The organism is Methylocystis sp. (assembly GCF_046349115.1).
In the GTDB taxonomy this organism is placed as follows: domain Bacteria; phylum Pseudomonadota; class Alphaproteobacteria; order Rhizobiales; family Beijerinckiaceae; genus Methylocystis.
In genome coordinates this window covers 641,345-657,192 of the sequence record NZ_JAXMCX010000002.1, presented here as the reverse complement: position 1 = coordinate 657,192, position 15,848 = coordinate 641,345, and the positions used below count along the sequence as shown (strand labels likewise).

Annotated in this window: 16 protein-coding genes and 1 pseudogene; 12 read left to right on the top strand and 5 right to left on the bottom strand. The window is 59.9% G+C overall.

Annotated features, from left to right (window positions below; translation table 11 throughout):
- Positions 1-4: 4 nt before the first annotated feature.
- Together U1E20_RS09055 and U1E20_RS09050 are read left to right on the top strand one after the other, a co-directional pair.
- Positions 5-664, top strand: coding sequence for an ABC transporter ATP-binding protein (locus U1E20_RS09055; protein ID WP_409980266.1), 660 nt, complete (start codon positions 5-7; stop codon positions 662-664).
- Positions 661-1,881 carry an ABC transporter permease gene (locus U1E20_RS09050; RefSeq protein ID WP_409980265.1) on the top strand — a complete coding sequence of 407 codons (1,221 nt, stop codon included), beginning with the start codon at positions 661-663 and terminating at the stop codon, positions 1,879-1,881. Before U1E20_RS09055 ends, U1E20_RS09050 begins: the two co-directional genes overlap by 4 nt.
- A 51-nt stretch (positions 1,882-1,932) precedes the next feature.
- On the opposite strand, the gene U1E20_RS09045 is transcribed toward U1E20_RS09050, so the two are convergent.
- Positions 1,933-2,703, bottom strand: coding sequence for a thioesterase II family protein (locus U1E20_RS09045; RefSeq protein WP_409980264.1), 771 nt, complete (start codon positions 2,701-2,703; stop codon positions 1,933-1,935).
- Positions 2,700-5,000: a penicillin acylase family protein gene (locus tag U1E20_RS09040; protein ID WP_409980263.1), complete on the bottom strand. Its 2,301-nt coding sequence runs from the start codon at positions 4,998-5,000 to the stop codon at positions 2,700-2,702. Before U1E20_RS09040 ends, U1E20_RS09045 begins: the two co-directional genes overlap by 4 nt.
- Before the next feature lie 181 nt (positions 5,001-5,181).
- Between U1E20_RS09040 and U1E20_RS09035 the strand changes: the two are divergent.
- A pseudogene (locus U1E20_RS09035) lies at positions 5,182-6,204 on the top strand (TolC family protein); the annotation flags it as partial.
- A 63-nt stretch (positions 6,205-6,267) separates the two neighbouring features.
- On the opposite strand, the gene U1E20_RS09030 reads toward U1E20_RS09035, so the two are convergent.
- Positions 6,268-6,960 carry a hypothetical protein gene (locus U1E20_RS09030; RefSeq protein ID WP_409980262.1) on the bottom strand — a complete coding sequence of 231 codons (693 nt, stop codon included), beginning with the start codon at positions 6,958-6,960 and terminating at the stop codon, positions 6,268-6,270.
- Positions 6,961-7,017: 57 nt separating this feature from the next.
- On the opposite strand from U1E20_RS09030, the gene U1E20_RS09025 reads away from it, so the two are divergent.
- Positions 7,018-7,785, top strand: coding sequence for a hypothetical protein (locus U1E20_RS09025; RefSeq protein ID WP_409980261.1), 768 nt, complete (start codon positions 7,018-7,020; stop codon positions 7,783-7,785).
- A gap of 29 nt (positions 7,786-7,814) precedes the next feature.
- Here U1E20_RS09025 and cysN read toward each other — a convergent pair whose 3' ends face one another.
- Both cysN and cysD read right to left on the bottom strand, forming a co-directional pair.
- On the bottom strand, positions 7,815-9,701 hold the full coding sequence (gene cysN, locus U1E20_RS09020; protein WP_409980260.1) for a sulfate adenylyltransferase subunit CysN: 1,887 nt from the start codon (positions 9,699-9,701) through the stop codon (positions 7,815-7,817).
- Positions 9,701-10,603 (bottom strand): sulfate adenylyltransferase subunit CysD, encoded by a 903-nt coding sequence (gene cysD / locus U1E20_RS09015; protein ID WP_409980259.1) that lies wholly within the window; start codon positions 10,601-10,603, stop codon positions 9,701-9,703. Before cysD ends, cysN begins: the two co-directional genes overlap by 1 nt.
- Positions 10,604-10,788: 185 nt before the next feature.
- Between cysD and U1E20_RS09010 the strand changes: the two genes are divergently transcribed.
- From U1E20_RS09010 to hypB, 8 genes are all read left to right on the top strand, one after another.
- On the top strand, positions 10,789-11,025 hold the full coding sequence (locus tag U1E20_RS09010; RefSeq protein WP_409980258.1) for a hypothetical protein: 237 nt from the start codon (positions 10,789-10,791) through the stop codon (positions 11,023-11,025).
- Between the two features lie 454 nt (positions 11,026-11,479).
- A complete protein-coding gene (locus U1E20_RS09005; protein WP_409980257.1) occupies positions 11,480-11,917 on the top strand; it encodes a hydrogenase accessory protein in 438 nt (145 codons plus the stop codon).
- 3 nt (positions 11,918-11,920) lie between these two features.
- Complete coding sequence (locus U1E20_RS09000; RefSeq protein WP_409980256.1) at positions 11,921-12,778, top strand: hydrogenase expression/formation C-terminal domain-containing protein; 858 nt, start codon at positions 11,921-11,923, stop codon at positions 12,776-12,778.
- Positions 12,775-12,993, top strand: a complete 219-nt coding sequence (locus tag U1E20_RS08995; RefSeq protein WP_409980255.1) for a rubredoxin — start codon at positions 12,775-12,777, stop codon at positions 12,991-12,993. Before U1E20_RS09000 ends, U1E20_RS08995 begins: the two co-directional genes overlap by 4 nt.
- On the top strand, positions 12,977-13,501 hold the full coding sequence (gene hybE, locus U1E20_RS08990) for a [NiFe]-hydrogenase assembly chaperone HybE (RefSeq protein ID WP_409980254.1): 525 nt from the start codon (positions 12,977-12,979) through the stop codon (positions 13,499-13,501). The genes U1E20_RS08995 and hybE overlap by 17 nt, the downstream gene beginning before the upstream one ends.
- Positions 13,502-13,578: 77 nt before the next feature.
- Entirely contained in the window at positions 13,579-14,583 is a 1,005-nt protein-coding gene (locus U1E20_RS08985) for a nickel-dependent hydrogenase large subunit (protein WP_409980253.1), read from the top strand.
- Positions 14,576-14,917: a hydrogenase maturation nickel metallochaperone HypA gene (hypA, locus tag U1E20_RS08980; RefSeq protein ID WP_409980252.1), complete on the top strand. Its 342-nt coding sequence runs from the start codon at positions 14,576-14,578 to the stop codon at positions 14,915-14,917. Before U1E20_RS08985 ends, hypA begins: the two co-directional genes overlap by 8 nt.
- On the top strand, positions 14,917-15,846 hold the full coding sequence (gene hypB / locus U1E20_RS08975; RefSeq protein WP_409980251.1) for a hydrogenase nickel incorporation protein HypB: 930 nt from the start codon (positions 14,917-14,919) through the stop codon (positions 15,844-15,846). The genes hypA and hypB overlap by 1 nt, the downstream gene beginning before the upstream one ends.
- Positions 15,847-15,848: the final 2 nt, after the last annotated feature.

Below are 15,848 nucleotides of genomic sequence, written 5' to 3'. Positions count from 1 at the left end.
GAAAGTGCCGGCATTGCGCGGCGTGAGCTTTTCGGTTCGGCAGGGCGAGTTTGTCGCGATCATGGGCGCGTCCGGTTCGGGCAAATCGACCTTGGCGAATCTGATCGGCGCGCTCGACACGCCAACCTCCGGCGAATTAAGGATCGACGGCAGAGCAATCTCTTCAATGTCGAATGACGAGCTCGCTCATTTGCGCAATCAAAGCATTGGTTTCGTTTTTCAGCAATTCAATCTGATGACGCGAATGACCGCGCTTGAGAACGTCATGCTGCCGCTTGTTTATTCGTCAAACTCGGGCATCGACGCCGCCGCGCTTGCGAGGACCCGTCTGCAACAAGTCGGGCTTGGCGAAAGGCTCAACCATCGGCCGAACCAGCTTTCGGGCGGCCAGCAACAACGCGTCGCCATCGCCCGCGCGCTGGTCAACGATCCGAAAATCGTGATCGCCGACGAACCGACCGGCGCGCTCGATACGCATAATTCGCACGAGATCATGACCCTTCTCTCTGAACTCAACGAGAAGGGCCTGACCTTGCTCGTCATCACCCACGAGCCGGATATAGCGGCATATGCCGACCGCCTGCTCAGGTTTCGCGACGGTCAGATCGTCGAAGACACGCGCCAGAGCCATGACGAGGCGCGCGTGAAGGAGGCGACCGCGTGACTCTTCAGGCGCTGTTCCGAGAGGCGATCACCGCGCTGCGACTAAATCTGCTGCGAAGCGCCTTGACGGCGATTGGCGTCATCATCGGCGTCGGAAGCCTGGTCGTCATGAGCGCAGCAGGTTCGGGCGCGAATAAGATGATTGAGCGGCAGATCGCCGACCAGGGCACGGATGTGCTTATCATCCGCGCGGTAAAAATAGAGAATGCGCTCCGGCGCGGCGCCGCCATCGTCTTGACGGATCAGGACATGAGAGCGGTCAAGGAGCTTGTGCCGAACGTTCAGTTCATCTCCAGGGAGGTATACAGCAACGTCACGCTTGTTTCCGGCAATGCAAGTTGGATCACGGAATATTGGGGCGTCGACGCCTCATACGCCGACGTTTTCAACGTCAAGCTCTCCCAAGGGCGATTCTTTGACGAAGGCGAGGTCCGTTCCGGCGCGAAGCTGATCGTTCTGGGCGCGACGGTCGCAAAAAAACTGTTCGGAAATCAGTCTCCGCTGGATCAGACATTGCGCATGGGGGGCGTGCCGGTTCGAGTGATCGGGGTTCGGGCCAAGCGCGGATCCGTCGGCGGGCGAGACGAAGACAACTTTATCATTCTACCGATCACCACGGCGCGCGCTCACCTGCCGAATGCGGAAATGTCGAATCCTCGGCAACTCAGCTTGTTCGAATTGAAAGTCGCCTCCGGGGCCGACCGCGAGGAGGTCAAACGGGACGTGCTTGCGCTGCTACGGGAGCGCAAACATCTTCGCGGTGTCCAGGAGGACAAGCTAGATATTATTGACATGACTCAGTTCATTCAAATGCTGAACACGACGCAATCAGCGCTGACGTGGCTTCTCTCGGTGACGGCGGCGATTTCGCTGCTCGTCGGCGGCATTGGCATAATGAACATTATGCTCGTGTCGGTCACCGAACGCACGCAGGAGATTGGGCTCCGAATCGCAATCGGCGCGCGCAAGCGCGATATCCTCCACCAGTTCCTCGCAGAGGCCGTCACCCTCTGCGTGCTGGCGGGGCTCGTCGGCGTTGGCCTTGGAGTGGCGGGCGGGGCGATTTTCGCGCGCGCGTCGGACTGGCCCTTGATCATTCCGCCGTTGAGCATCGTCGCGGCGTTTGCCGTTTCTGTCGGCGTCGGCGTGCTCTTCGGCTATCTTCCGGCGCGCCGAGCCGCGGCGATGAACCCAATCGAAGCGCTGAAAAGAGAATAGCGCCGACGCCTTGATGCGCTGCCGCCGGCGCGCCGCGCAGGCTGGTTCCGCTCAAGGAGCCTCGCCAGCCTCGGCAAATTCAAGCAAGCGCTCCGCTAGGAAATCGAGAAACTCCGATTCTTTTTCCTTGAAGAAGAAATGGCCGCCCTCGAACCTCGTGATCGTGGCGCCATGGAGGCCTTCATCGCGCCATCCGGCGAGAGCGGTCGGCGCGATCGAATCATTCTTTCCGCCGACGACAATCAGCCGAGAGGGGAGCAACGGCCGCACGCGATATTTGAAACTGGCGCAAACGGCGAAATCGGCGGCGAGAACGTCTAGCGTCAACCGCAAAAGCTCCTCGTGTTCGAAAACTTCTTTTGGCGTTCCTCCAAGTCGACGCATTTCCTCAATGAGCGCCGCATCGCCCTTAAGCGCGGAGAGGCGCGCATCGCTCCGTCTCGACGGCGCGGCGCTGCAGGCTGCTATCAAGGCGGAGGGAGGCGTTCCGCAGCGATCCATGATCGAATGGGCGCATCCATACGCAAGCAGCGCGCCCATGCTGTGGCCGAAAAAAGCGTAGCGGCCGAGCTCCTCGCAAAGCAGACGTTGCGACAAGTCGTCGATGATTTGATCGAAGTCGCGAAGAAGCGCTTCTTTCATTCGGACGCCACGGCCCGGCAATTCGACCGGTCGCACCAGAACCGAAGGAGAAAGCGCACGACGCCAATGAGCATAAGTCGACGCGCTCGCGCCTGCGCAGGAAAAACAATAGAGCGTCACGGCGTCGGCGTGATCTCTTCTCCCGACGCCATTCCGTTCAGCCAATGCCGCCCGGATCATGGGACTGCAGCCGGCAAAAGCGTGAGCTCGGTTTGCATGTCGGTCGCGCGGAAAGGTTCGAATCGACCCGAAACCCAGTCATCTTCCCGATCGGCGTAATGGGGCGATCCAAACTGTCCCGATTGTCCGCCCGCCATCTGGATGAGCCCCTCCGATTCCTGTCCGGGCGAAAGCGCCATTCGCATATTTGCTCCGACGCTGGCGCTGCTCTCAACCGCATATAGACGCACGCATTGAGGACATCCGCCGAGAGGATCGGCGGGCAGGTTGAGAATGTGCGCCGCTAGAGGCAATGCGCCTGATAATGGATGGGCGATATTCGCCCGGTTGATTTCTCCCCAGCTCAATTGATCGATTGGTCGAGCATACGACCGTTCAAGTTCATCCGCGCTTTCGATGACGACGCCCAGCAGGTAGTCTCGCCAACCGCCGTTCGCTTGATGTTTCGGGGCAAGGCGCGTGTCGCCGCTCTTGATAATCGCCTGGAGCGGCAGATCGACGTTCGCCCATTCGAATTTGAAATTCGAATCCTGCCGACGGCATTTCTCCAGTATCGGGGCCAGGACCTCCTCGATCAGTTTGCTACGAAAGGAAACGATGAGCGGCAGGCCTAGACTGCTCGGCTCGGCTCGCTCGTCCCAAGACTCAAGCGCCGTGACGATTTGATCGACCTTCGCCGAGCGGGCGCCGGCGCTTCCGCGCAACGCGTCAAGCGCCAGCTGTTGATAGAAGCGATAAAATTCGCCGCTCGAATCGAGCTGGAAAGCCGCCGCGTCCATCAGATCGATCTTGTCGGACGCGGCGATAAGACCATGGATGCGCGAGGCGCGAAAGCCGCCGGGGAAATCCTGGCTCAATTTGTGGTGAAACTGGTCTGCCGAAATCATGCGATGATTGGCGCTGACAAGAAAGCCCTGCGGCGGATTGACGATCGAAGGCATTTCTTCGGAAGAAAGGTAGCCGTCCCAACCGACTGCGCCGTCTCCCCAATATTCCGCGTATAGGCCGTCAAAACCACGACGCTTTGGAATCTTGCCCATCAACGTCCATGCGATCGCTCCCTTGTTGTCAGCAAGCAGACCATTGAGAGGCGGCACGCCGGCGCCGCGCAACACCGGCAGTGCGTCACTCACGCTACGAACCCGTTCCATATCGATCAGATTTAGATTTGTCGCATCGGGGTCGAGCATCGTCCAGCGCACGGCGACCTCATCGCCAAGAAGGGCGTCGCTGAGCACCGGACCCCAAATCGTTTCTTTGACAGTCAAAACGACGTCGGCGCCGCCACGGACCGCAATAGTTTCGATTCGAGATGAGAACGGAAGCGCGCCAGAGGGCGAGAGATATTTGTCGCCGGTCGGTCCGGTCTTGTGAAGACGAATCAGGTCGGCAAAGTCGCCGTCGACGCTGGTCATGCCCCAAGCGACGCGGCCATTCGAACCGGCTACGACCATTGGCAAGCCGGGCAAAGTCACGCCCTCCAGCCGATTTTCTCCAAAAGCCAAGTCCGCCTGGTACCAGATATTGGGCACTGAAAGCGAGAGATGCATGTCGTTCGCGATGATCGCGCGCCCGCTTTTTGTTTTGGCTGGTGCTATGACCCAAGCGTTTGATCCTTTCGCGACCGCGCGCGACATCGTCAATCCGTTGGGTCGTGGCGAAAAATCTGAGACCAGGCCCGCAAGAGAGTCGACCGGCGCCTTTGATGCGCAGCGAACCGCGTCTCCCGACGCCGCGAGCATCTCGTTGAAACAGTCGCTGTCGGGCGTGAGGAATCTAAAAACATCCTCGGGCAAGCTCGCGCGCATCGCGGTTGTCATGCGCTCTTGTCCTTCGGTATAGGACAATCCCGCAAGATTGAAGGCTACGAGGATGCAATCCTCTACGGTCCATGGCTCCGGCCGATAGCCCAAAACAATGAATTCCCATGGCGGCGCCCAGGCGTCGCGCATTGCATGATTCACGCCTTCGGCATAAGCGGAGACCGCGTTTCTATGCTCCTGGGGTAGACGCGAAAAAACCAGTTGGGCCAGGCGCGGGAAGCCCATCGTTCGCGCCCAGCGATCGTCGTTGATCAACGCAGCGCCGAATATCTCCGACAGGCGTCCTGCGGATTTTCGCCGCAGCAAATCCAACTGAAACAGTCGATCGCGGCCGGTGACGTAGCCGAGGGCGACGAAAGCGTCGTTTCGGTCGCGCGCGACAATGTGCGGAACGCCAAAATTGTCGAATTTTACAGAGACCGGCGATCCGAGCGACGACAGGATATGCGTTCCGCTCCGGTCCGGAAGCATCATAAGGAGCAAGCCCAGCGCCATCGCCAGCGCGCTGCAAACCGCAGCGCCTAACCCAACCGTCAAGCGACGGGCTGTCCGGCTCATTTAGATAATTCCGCCGCATAACGGGACCGAAGCGAGCGCTCAGAGGCGGTGCGTTCAATCCGACCATAATTCAGTGTGACGATCTCGTCGGCAGGACGCCTCCAGCGCCGCGCGACTTCTGGCCAACGCCAGCCGGTTTCAGCGCGACGTCGTGGAAATCGCCACAGTCGCCGCAGTGTTGAACTCATATTTTCAGGTGCTGGCGGCCCAGGACCGTCTTCGTATCGCGCGAGGCAATGTCAGGATTGCGAATGACGTATACGAGACGGTAAAGTTGAGATTCGATGTCGGGACGGCGTCGGGGCTGGACCTCCAGCAGCAGGAGGCGGTGCTTGCGGATCAGCGCGCCGCTATTCCGCCGTTAGAACAAAATTTGCGTCAAACCGAGAATCTGCTCGCCGTGCTCCTCGGCCGCACGCCGGACGCGCTCGATCTGGAAGGCGGTTCGCTGGTGTCAATCGCCATTCCGCCGGTGGCGCCCGGACTGCCTTCCGAGGTGCTGCTGCGTCGGCCGGACGTCGCCGAAGCCGAAGCCAGGCTCGCGTCGCAGGAATTCTCGGTGCTGCAGGCCCGCGCGTCTTTTTTCCCGTCGATTACGCTCACCGGCCTCTATGGCGTGCAAAGCGCGCTTCTAAAGAATCTGCTGCAACCCGAGGCGATCGCCTGGCAGTTTGCGTCCAAAATGGCGCAGCCGCTGGTCGATGGCTATAGTTTGCAAGGACAGTATGATTTGCAAAAGGGAAGATACGAGGAGCTTGCGACTCTCTATCGAAAGCAGATCCTAAATGCGCTCTACGATGTGGAGAACGCTTTAGTCGCGGTGCGAGAGACCGCTCGACAGGTAAAGTTGCAGTCGAGCGCCGCGGCGGCGTGGCGGCGCACCTATGAAACGGCGGCGGCGAGGCTGCGCGAGGGAACGATCGACATGGTGACTCTCGCCACGACCGAAACCTCGCTTTTCCAGGCCCAGGATCGCCTTGCGCTGGCCCGTCTGGCGCGTGTGCGCGCGGTGACCAGCCTCTATCAGGCGCTTGGCGGCGGATGGTCGCCAACGACCCGCGAAATCGAGATCGCTCGCGCCAATGCAGTCTATGAGTCCGAAAAAGGTCCCTGGCCGTGAGAACGAGAGCGATCGGCGCGGCAGGGAATGTTCGCACGCTCTGGGCGTCACGGCGCACCGGGGTCAAAACCTTGAGTTCAAGGCGATCGTTTTTCGCCAGGATATCGCCCAGAAGTTCGACCGGAATGAAAAAATCGGCTTTGCGATACCCCTGTCCGCGCACGCATTGCCGATCGTTACGGCAAGACGCTCACCGGCGGCGATATCGAGATCGCCGCGCCGCCGCCGCGTCGAAGGCGCAAGCATTGCGCGGCTTTTCTTCATCTCCAGAAGACCGCCGGAACGGCGCTGAAGACAGCCCTTACGGCGCGTTTGCCCCGGAGTTCCGTCTGCCTGTTCTATCCGGGCACTGCGATCGGGCTCGACTGGGATGAACTCAATACGCTGCCGGAACACCAGTGTCAGGCCTTCGAACTCCTCATCGGGCATTTTTTCTTCGGTCTCGATCAGTTTCTCCGACGGCCTGCCAAATATTATACGTTCTTGCGAGAGCCGTTGGCGAGGGTCAGATCGCATTATTGGCATTACCGCACCAACAACATCGACGCGTTGGAGGTCAATGGAGAGGCGGCGCCGCTGCATGTCATCGTCAACGAAGGCCTTGGCGACGAATTCGACAATCTGCAAACGCGCATGATTTCGGGCGCCGGCAACGTTCTTCATGGATCGATGTCCGATTCCATTTTGGAGATGGCCCTTCAGAATATTACGAATGACTTCGGTTTCATTGGACTGACGGAAAAGCTCGACAGCCATGCGACGCAATTTTTCAAATGACTCCGGCTTGAGCCCGTTGCGGTTGCGCGAGAAAATGTGACCAATCGCTCACTAATGGACGAAAATAACGAATTCTATCGGCTGATCGACTGGGAAAAAGTTGCGCAGCGCCGCCGATTTGATTCCGAACTTTATCGGATCCTGTCCGAGCGCCCGTTTAGGACGCTGATACGTGAGCGCCGCGCGCAAGGCCATACGCAGTCGCAAAGGGTGATGCAGCAGGGTTTTGTAGACCTGACGACGCAATATCATGTCGTGGGCCGGGCGATGGAATGGGGCGATCCGGCGTCGTTGGATATTTTCGTCAACGATTGCAAGGTGGCGCGGGTCAAATGCGAATTACCCCGTCCGGAGTTGACAAAATATAACATTCCCGCGGAATCAGGCTTTTTCTTTGCGTTTCCTTCGCCATTGACTGCGGCCGATGAAGTTTCAGTCCGGTTCCAGGACGGAACTCATCTTAAGAATTCTCCGACGCATCCCAAGATGATCGAGGCAAACACGGGACGCGACGGCTTCGTGGACGTATGCATGCAATCCCATATTTTAGGGTGGGCGATCGAAAATGACCGACCAGCCACTCTCGAAATTTTCGTCAACCAGCGCAAGGTCGGTCAAGTCGAGTGTGATCTTCACCGCCCGGAGTTGACGCAGTTCAATATTCCCGAGCGGTCGGGTTTTTTCTTGCCGTTTCCCTCGCCGCTGGCGGCGAGCGACCAAGTGTCGGTGCGTTTCCGGAACGGAAAACATCTCGAGAATTCGCCAGCGCGCCCGCAAAGCCAGATGAATGTAAATGGGGATTAGCGACGGCGTCGGTTCACGCTGAAGCTGAATCAAACATGGATGACGTTTCGCGTCTTGAGCTCCTCGATGATCCTATCCGCAATCTCTTCTGGCTTCTCATTCATGAAGCGGATATGCAGCTCTGGCGACGTAGGAAGTTCATACGTCTGATCGACGCCGGTGAAATTCTTGATCTCGCCTGCGAACGCCTTCTTATAAAGGCCCTTGGGGTCACGCGAGATACAGATCTCAAGCGGCGTATCGAGGAAAATTTCGATAAATTCGCCCTCCTCGACGAGCGAGCGGGCCATTTGACGCTCGGCTCGGAAGGGCGAAATGAACGCGCAAAGCACGATGAGCCCGGCGTCGACCATCAATTTCGCAACCTCGCCGATACGTCGGATATTCTCGACGCGATCGACGTCGGTGAACCCCAAATCCTTGTTCAGGCCATGGCGGATATTGTCGCCGTCGAGCATGGCGGTGTGCGCATGACGCTCCAACAATTTCTTTTCGACAATATTTGCGATCGTCGATTTGCCGGCGCCGGAGAGGCCGGTGAACCACAGAACAGCGGGCCGTTGATGTTTGATATGGGACCGCGCCCCCTTTGAGACCAGCTGCGCCTGCAAATGAATGTTTTTTGCGCGGCGCAGCGGAAAGGCGATCAAGCCCGCGCCGGCCGTCGTATTGGTGAATCGATCAATCAGAATGAATCCGCCCATTGTGCGATTGGCGTCGTAAGACTCCACCGCAATCGACGAGCCGAGCGCGATATTGCAAAATCCGATTTCGTTGAGGCTCAATGTCTTGGTCGCGATATGCGCGTTATTGTCCACGTCGAGCTTGTATTTGATCTCGGTTACGCTGCCCGTGAGGGATCGGCCATTGATCTTCATGAAGTATGAGCGTCCCGGCAGCAGCTTCTCGTCGCTCATCCAAATGATGTGCGCCGCGAATTGATCGGCCACGTCGGGACGTTGTTTGGGATGGCAGAGGACATCGCCCCGCGAAATGTCGATTTCATCGGCGAGCGTCAGCATGACCGAATCGAACGCTGCGGCGCTTGTCAAATCGCCGTCCATCGCGACAATGCGCTCAACCCGCGACGTGCGGCCGGAAGCGGCGACGACGATTTCATCGCCTACAGTCACACGACCGGAAACGAGCATTCCCGCATAACCGCGAAAATCCTGCTGCAGACGATTGACCCATTGTACGGGGAAGCGCATCGCCTGATCGGCGACCGCGTTTTCGACGTCGACCGTTTCGAGATAGGCGAGGAGATGCGGTCCCGAATACCATGGCATTTTGTCGGATAGCGAAATGACATTGTCGCCGTAGCGCGCCGAAATCGGAATCGCGGCGATGGAGGCGAAATGCAGTTCTGACGCGGCATGAGTGAAATCCGCCACGATCTGATCGAATGTGGCCTGACTGTAGTCCATCAGATCCATTTTGTTGATCGCCAACACGACATGGCGGATGCCGAGCAGTGACGCAATGGTGGCGTGGCGACGCGTTTGCGTCAGAAGCCCTTTCCGCGCGTCGACCAGCAGAATGGCGAGGTCGGCGTTTGAGGCGCCGGTCGCCATGTTGCGGGTATATTGCTCGTGGCCTGGCGAGTCGGCGACGATAAAGGCGCGCGCCTCCGTCGAAAAATAGCGATAGGCGACGTCAATGGTGATGCCTTGCTCGCGCTCCGCCTCAAGTCCGTCAACGAGTAGCGCGAAATCGATTTCCTCGCCGACCGCGCCGTGCTTCTTGGAATCCTTCTCCAGCGTCGCCAATTGATCGTCGAAGATCAGTTTGCGTTCATAGAGCAGGCGCCCGACCAGCGTCGACTTTCCGTCGTCGACGGAACCGCAAGTAAGGAAGCGCAGAGTTGGGCGCACCTTTTTGATTTCGACCGACGCGTCTCGATTTATGGCGGACATCAGAAATAGCCCTCGCGTTTTTTCCTTTCCATGGAAGCCGCTTCGTCAAAGTCGATCAGTCGGCCCTGTCGCTCCGACGTCGATGAGAGGCGCATCTCTTCAATGATCGCGTCGAGCGTGTCGGCCTCCGACTCGATCGCGCCAGAGAGCGGATAGCAGCCGAGCGTTCGAAAGCGCACGCATCGCATCTCGGCGACCTCGCCGGCATGTAACGGCAAGCGCGCGTCATCGACCATGATAAGCGCGCCGTCTCGCTGCACGACCGGCCGATTGCGGGCAAAATAGAGCGGCACGACGGGGATGTTTTCCGCCGCAATGTAGTCCCATACGTCTCGCTCGGTCCAATTGGACAGCGGAAAAACGCGCATCGACTCGCCGGGTCTGATCCGTGTGTTGAAAGCGCGCCACAGCTCCGGCCGCTGATTTTTTGGATCCCAGGCATGCGCAATGGTGCGGTGTGAAAAAATGCGCTCCTTGGCGCGCGATCTCTCCTCATCTCGCCGCGCGCCGCCGAAGGCCGCATCAAACTTATATTTGTCGAGCGCCTGACGCAGTCCTTCCGTCTTCATCACCTGTGTGTAGGCCGATGAGCCATAGGTGAAAGGCGAAACGCCGCGCGCTAACCCGTCTTCGTTGATGTGCACGATCAAATCCAAGCCGAGGCGCGCCGCGGTTTCGTCCCGGAAGGCGATCATTTCGCGAAATTTCCAGGTCGTATCGACGTGAAGCAGCGGAAATGGCGGTTTGGCTGGATAAAACGCCTTCATCGCCAGATGAAGCATGACGCTCGAATCCTTGCCGATCGAATAAAGCATGACCGGATTTTTGAATTCCGCGACGACCTCCCGCAAAATATAGACCCCTTCGGACTCGAGACTTCGAAGGTGCGACGGCAGCCCCATTCTTTTCCTCCACGCCAGTCCCTTGGACGCCTTTCATCGCAAGGCGATCCGCCGATTTCGCCAGCACGGGACGCCCGAATCTATCCCGCCGTCACCGGAGCGGCTCATGCACTGGGCCGTGAAGACCGCGAAGTCCAACGAAGCCGCTCGGCTGTAACGGGATCATTCCGCGCATGATTCCTGCAATGATGTCGCCCACCATAAACCAATGGAAACGCCCGGTCGACGAAGCGCGCTGGCCGATCGATTTTGTCTCACTGGCGATGATGTCTGGTCAAGCCGTCCTGCTTCGTTTGCCGCGTTCGTGGCATGATTTCGGCGGAAAGCTCGGCGCCCAGGCATGGGTGAACAAGGAGATCGAGCATCGCAGCGGCGCAGGCAAGTTCGCCTATGACTTCAGGCCAAGCATCCAGAGGAATTGACGACCCAGAAGCGACGAGCGAGGGCGATATCGCGCCGCGAGAGTTTTTCAGGAGATTTGGAACATGCGCTCGCGTCGATTGGTTCGAATCGATTGTCGCAGGCCTATCAGTCCCGGGAATATCGAAACTCGCGTCGATCATTCGATCAAAGGCGCGAGCCGGGTAAACATCGGATCGCGACGATTCGCGCCCAAGCGCCTTTTGGCGCTCCCCTGTCGGGAACGACGCTAGCCGAAGCAGCTTGAACGCTGTTCGCATTATTCCGATGGAATCGCGCTAATTTCGGAAATCTTCTTATCACATAAAGAAAGAAAGATTCCAATTTAGAAGCGGCGCACAATATCTTGGTCCAAGAAAAGTGCGTTATTTCAATAGTATGAACTGCGTGCGCAGCCGGTCGGGCCTTGGCGCCATCATTGCAATTTCTCCAAAAAACAATGGGGAGGAGTCGCCTATGTCGCCCTTGCTGCGGCGCCTGATCGAACTGGCGCGACTGCCGATCGTCGACGACATCACTCTCGACGATTTTCTCGACAACGCCTCCAAAGAGCGCGTCCAGGTTCTCCTGTTCCTGTCCGGCGATGGCGCCAACCGGCCCGAGTCCGGCGATGTCGCCGTCGTGCTGCCGGAGCTGCTCGCGCATTTTTCCGGTCGCCTGCGCGGCGCGTTGATCGCGCCGGAAGCCGAAGAAAGATTGCGCGCGCGGCTCCACGCCTATGTGTCGCCGAGCCTCGTCGTCATGCGCGGGCGCGAACCGGTTGGCGTCCTTCCGAAAATCTGGGACTGGGCCGACTACATCGCAAAGATCGAAAGCTTCCTCGATCTCGAAGCGCCCGTGATTTCCGGCCCGAAAAGGCCGCAGGTCGAGATCGTTTTCAGCCGCGGAGCCTGACGCTTGAAAGCAGGATTTTGGATGGCGCCCGAAGGCGCCGAAGAGGCAATGACGATCATGCCGATTGGCCTCGACGACGGGCTTGCCGCCGGCGCAAGACTGGGTCTCGGCCAGCTCGCGCATAAGTCCACGGAAGACCTCATTCGCCGTTGCGCCGGCGTTGGCGATCTGCTTCTCGAACTCGCCGATGCGCTCGCGGGCCAGAACGCCGGAGCGCCGGGCCGCCTCTTCGACATTACCGATCACGCCGCCGATGAACGCGAACTCCTCGACCAGGCGCTCGGCGCGGGCGAGGTGAGCGGCGTCGTCGCGCTGCCCGACGGCGTCACGGCGCAGATTTCGGAATCGAGGATGGCGGGCCTGTGGCGTGTGCGCTTTTGCGACGCGCAAGATCGGCTTGTCGGCGATTATCTCGAAATCGGCGCCATTCCCGAGGTCGTGAGGCGCGCGGCGATCGTCAATGCGCGCGACGTTTCCTTCGGCGAAGCGCCCGAAGGCGCAATGAACGTCATGCCGCTGCTGGCGGAAATTCGCGCGCGAGTCGCCGCCTTCGCGCCGGGAGACAAGTCTCACATCGTCAATTTCTCGCTGTTTCCGATGACGGCGGCGGACATGGGCTTTCTGCAGGCGTCGCTCGGCGATGGTCCTGTCGGCCTCCTGTCGCGCGGCTATGGCAAATGCCGCATCCACGCGACGGCGACGCGCCATGTCTGGTCGGTGCAATATTTCAACGCCATGGACGAGATCATTCTCGACACGCTCGAAATTGGCGGCGTGCCCGTCGTCGCTTTGGCGGCGACCGAGGATTTCCGCGATTCAAGCGAGCGGCTCCGTGAAATTCACGAGGCCTATTTCCAATGAGCTTCGAGAATTTCGACGCGCCTCGCGACGCCGTCGCCAGCGCCAAAATGGAATGTGGCGTGTGTTGGCATGTCTACGATCCCGCGGTTGGCGATGAAGTCTGGCAGATTCCGCCGGGCGTATCCTTCAGCGCATTGCCGGCGGACTGGCGCTGTCCCAATTGCGACGCGCCGCAAGCGAAATTCATGAGGCTCGCCGATGAGCGCGACGACTGAGCCGGCGCGCGAAGCGGCGGCGGTCCTCGCCGGCGCGCGGCTCGCCGATCACTACCGGCGCGTCTATGATGCGATGCGCGATCTGCCGATCTGCAATCCACTACTGGACATAGAGGCAATCGGTTTCCGGCCCTATGGCGATCATGCGCTCGGCGTCATTCTCACGCCCTGGTTCATGAATCTTGCGGTCTGCGCCGCAGGCGCCGAGGAGCTTCCGCTGAGACCTCTCGGCGAGACCGCGCATTGGCCGCTGCCCGCCGGGCGGGTAAGCTTCATCGTCGGACGACTTGATGGCTTCGGCCGCGTCGACTCTTGCTCGCTCTTTTCTCCGATGAACGACTTTGCCGATCCCGCCGCCGCGCGCGCTGTCGCCGTCGCCGCGCTCGACGAATTGTTTAACCCCGTTTCGGCGGATCGCCGAGAAGCCGCAGGTCGAAGTCCTGCCGGTTTGGATCGGCGCTCGCTTATTTTTGGCGCGAGGCGCGGCGCGGCGAATGTCGCGCCATGAGCGATCCAGGAAAGATGTCGACGAGCATCGGTGTCGAGGTGACGCGTATCGCTGATAGGGTGGGAGAGGCGAAGATCATGCCGCGACAACGAGTCGACGCCACGCGGCTGCTTCATCGGAAAGCGGCGAATGAAGCGCCGCGTGTGGTCGGCTCGGTCTTCACCCTTTGCGCCGCAGCGCAGCGCATCGCTAGCGAAGCCGCCGCGGCGGCGGCGCTATCGCAATCCACGCCAGACGCCTTGCGTTGGCGCTGGAGGCGCAGGCTCTATGCCGAGCGCGTCGCGGAGCATTTGCGCGCGAGCCTGCTTGATTGGCCCGGCGAGAAAAATGACCCGCGACGCCTTGTGCATCTGCCGGCCTTGCGCCAGGCGTTGGCGGTCTCCAACGCAGCCGACAGGGAAGACGACGCGTCTCTTCACGCCACGTTGAAAGCGGCGGCCGCCGACATCGGCGCGCCGCTCGACGCGGATCGGCGCTCGCAAGGGTGGTTCGCAGAAATGTGGCGCGATGCGACCCAATATTCGCAACTCGCGCCTTTGCGAAACGGCGACGGCTTTCTTGCGCTTGGCGACGCAGAGGCAATACATGGCGCACTGCGCGAGCGAAACGCGGATTTCCTGAGCGCCCCGCATCTGCCGGGACGCATTGTCGAGACAGGCGCTTTCGCGCGGCGTTTTACCTTCCTGCGCCGCAACGTCGGATTGTTGGCCGCCAGGCTTCAGGCGCGCCTTTTTGACATCGCTGACGCCTTGGACGCCTTGGCGAGCAAGGAGCCCGTGCCGGGCGAGGAAGCGCTCGTCGTCACGCGTTCGAGCCGGCCCGGCGAGGGCTTCGCCATGGTGGATTCACCGCGCGGCTATCTGTTTCATCGCGTCGAACTCGACGCTTCAGGCACCGTGAAGACGTATGAGATTCTCGCGCCGACGGAGTGGAATTTCCATCCCGCCGGCCCCTTCGCTCAGGCGCTTGCGGCGGCGAAGCTCAACGTCGCCGATCCGCGGCGGTTTGTCGCAACGCTTGCGGCGCTGTTCGATCCCTGCGCATCCTGCGACATCAACCTTCGGGAGGCGCAGCATGCATGAAATGTCGCTGATGGAAGCGCTGGTCAACCTCGCCGAGGAGGAAGCCTCCAAGGCTGAAGCGCAAAGCGTGTCGGTGCTGCGCGTCGCCGTCGGCGCGCTGAGCAATGTCGATCCGCACGCCTTGCGATTCTGCTTCGACGCCGTGGTTCGCGGCTCCATCTGCGAAGGCGCAGCGTTGGATCTGATCGATGTTCCTGGCGCCGGCTGGTGTCTCGATTGCGGCAAGGAAGTCGCATTGACCGAGCGGTTCGGCGCTTGTCCGGAATGCGGTCGCCATCGCGTTCAAATGACCCGCGGCGACGATTTTCGCCTCGTCGAACTGGAGGTCGCCTGATGTGCACGGTCTGTGGATGTGGAACGAGCGCCATCGAGAATCCAGAAAAGGCTCAAGAGCGCGGCGGGCATACCCATGCACACGCGCATGCTGGTCGTGACCATCATCACGATCACCATCATGAACATGATGATCACGATCATCATCACGACCACGACCACGACCACGACCACGATCATCATCATCATCATGACGACCATGGCGTCGACTCGATCCATTATGGCGCTGGGCTTGCCGGTGTTCATGCGCCCGGTCTGAGCCAGGAGCGCATCGTCAGGATCGAGCGCGACATTCTGTCGAAGAATGACGCCTATGCGCGCGAGAACCGTCATCGTCTCGCGGCGAACGGCAATTTCGCACTGAATTTCGTCTCCAGCCCCGGCTCGGGCAAGACCACCTTGCTCGTGCGCGCGATCGAGGATTTGCAGGCGCGACGCGAGATCGTGGTGATCGAGGGCGATCAGCAGACCTCGAACGACGCCGAACGCATCCGCGCGAGTGGCGCGCGCGCCTTGCAGATCAATACCGGCAAGGGCTGCCACCTCGACGCGCATATGGTCGGCCATGCGATCGACACGCTCGCGCCGGAAAAGAACGCGCTGCTCTTCATCGAGAATGTCGGCAACCTCGTCTGTCCGTCCGCCTTCGATCTCGGCGAAGCGCATAAGGTCGTAGTGCTGTCGGTGACGGAAGGCGAAGACAAGCCGCTCAAATATCCCGACATGTTCGCCGCCGCCGACCTGATGCTGCTCAACAAGGCCGATCTTCTGCCGCATCTCGATTTTGACGTCGGCGCCTGTATCGCGGCCGCGCTCACCGTCAATCCCGACCTGCAGACGCTGGTGGTTTCGGCCCGCACGGGAGAAGGTATGCAGGCCTTCTACGCTTGGACCGAAGCGCGCGCCGCGCGCCTGGCGGTCGCGGAGTAAAG

Bases quoted from the DNA above. Each gene is read 5' to 3' on its own strand.
- U1E20_RS08995 (WP_409980255.1), top strand. From the start codon at position 12,775: ATGAGCTTCGAGAATTTCGACGCGCCTCGCGACGCCGTCGCCAGCGCC.
- U1E20_RS08985 (WP_409980253.1), top strand. From the start codon at position 13,579: ATGCCGCGACAACGAGTCGACGCCACGCGGCTGCTTCATCGGAAAGCG.
- U1E20_RS09045 (WP_409980264.1), bottom strand. From the start codon at position 2,703: ATGATCCGGGCGGCATTGGCTGAACGGAATGGCGTCGGGAGAAGAGAT.
- U1E20_RS09040 (WP_409980263.1), bottom strand. From the start codon at position 5,000: ATGATGCTTCCGGACCGGAGCGGAACGCATATCCTGTCGTCGCTCGGA.
- cysN (WP_409980260.1), bottom strand. From the start codon at position 9,701: ATGTCCGCCATAAATCGAGACGCGTCGGTCGAAATCAAAAAGGTGCGC.
- hypB (WP_409980251.1), top strand. From the start codon at position 14,917: ATGTGCACGGTCTGTGGATGTGGAACGAGCGCCATCGAGAATCCAGAA.
- hypA (WP_409980252.1), top strand. From the start codon at position 14,576: ATGCATGAAATGTCGCTGATGGAAGCGCTGGTCAACCTCGCCGAGGAG.
- U1E20_RS09005 (WP_409980257.1), top strand. From the start codon at position 11,480: ATGTCGCCCTTGCTGCGGCGCCTGATCGAACTGGCGCGACTGCCGATC.
- hybE (WP_409980254.1), top strand. From the start codon at position 12,977: ATGAGCGCGACGACTGAGCCGGCGCGCGAAGCGGCGGCGGTCCTCGCC.
- U1E20_RS09030 (WP_409980262.1), bottom strand. From the start codon at position 6,960: ATGGCTGTCGAGCTTTTCCGTCAGTCCAATGAAACCGAAGTCATTCGT.
- U1E20_RS09010 (WP_409980258.1), top strand. From the start codon at position 10,789: ATGATGTCGCCCACCATAAACCAATGGAAACGCCCGGTCGACGAAGCG.
- cysD (WP_409980259.1), bottom strand. From the start codon at position 10,603: ATGGGGCTGCCGTCGCACCTTCGAAGTCTCGAGTCCGAAGGGGTCTAT.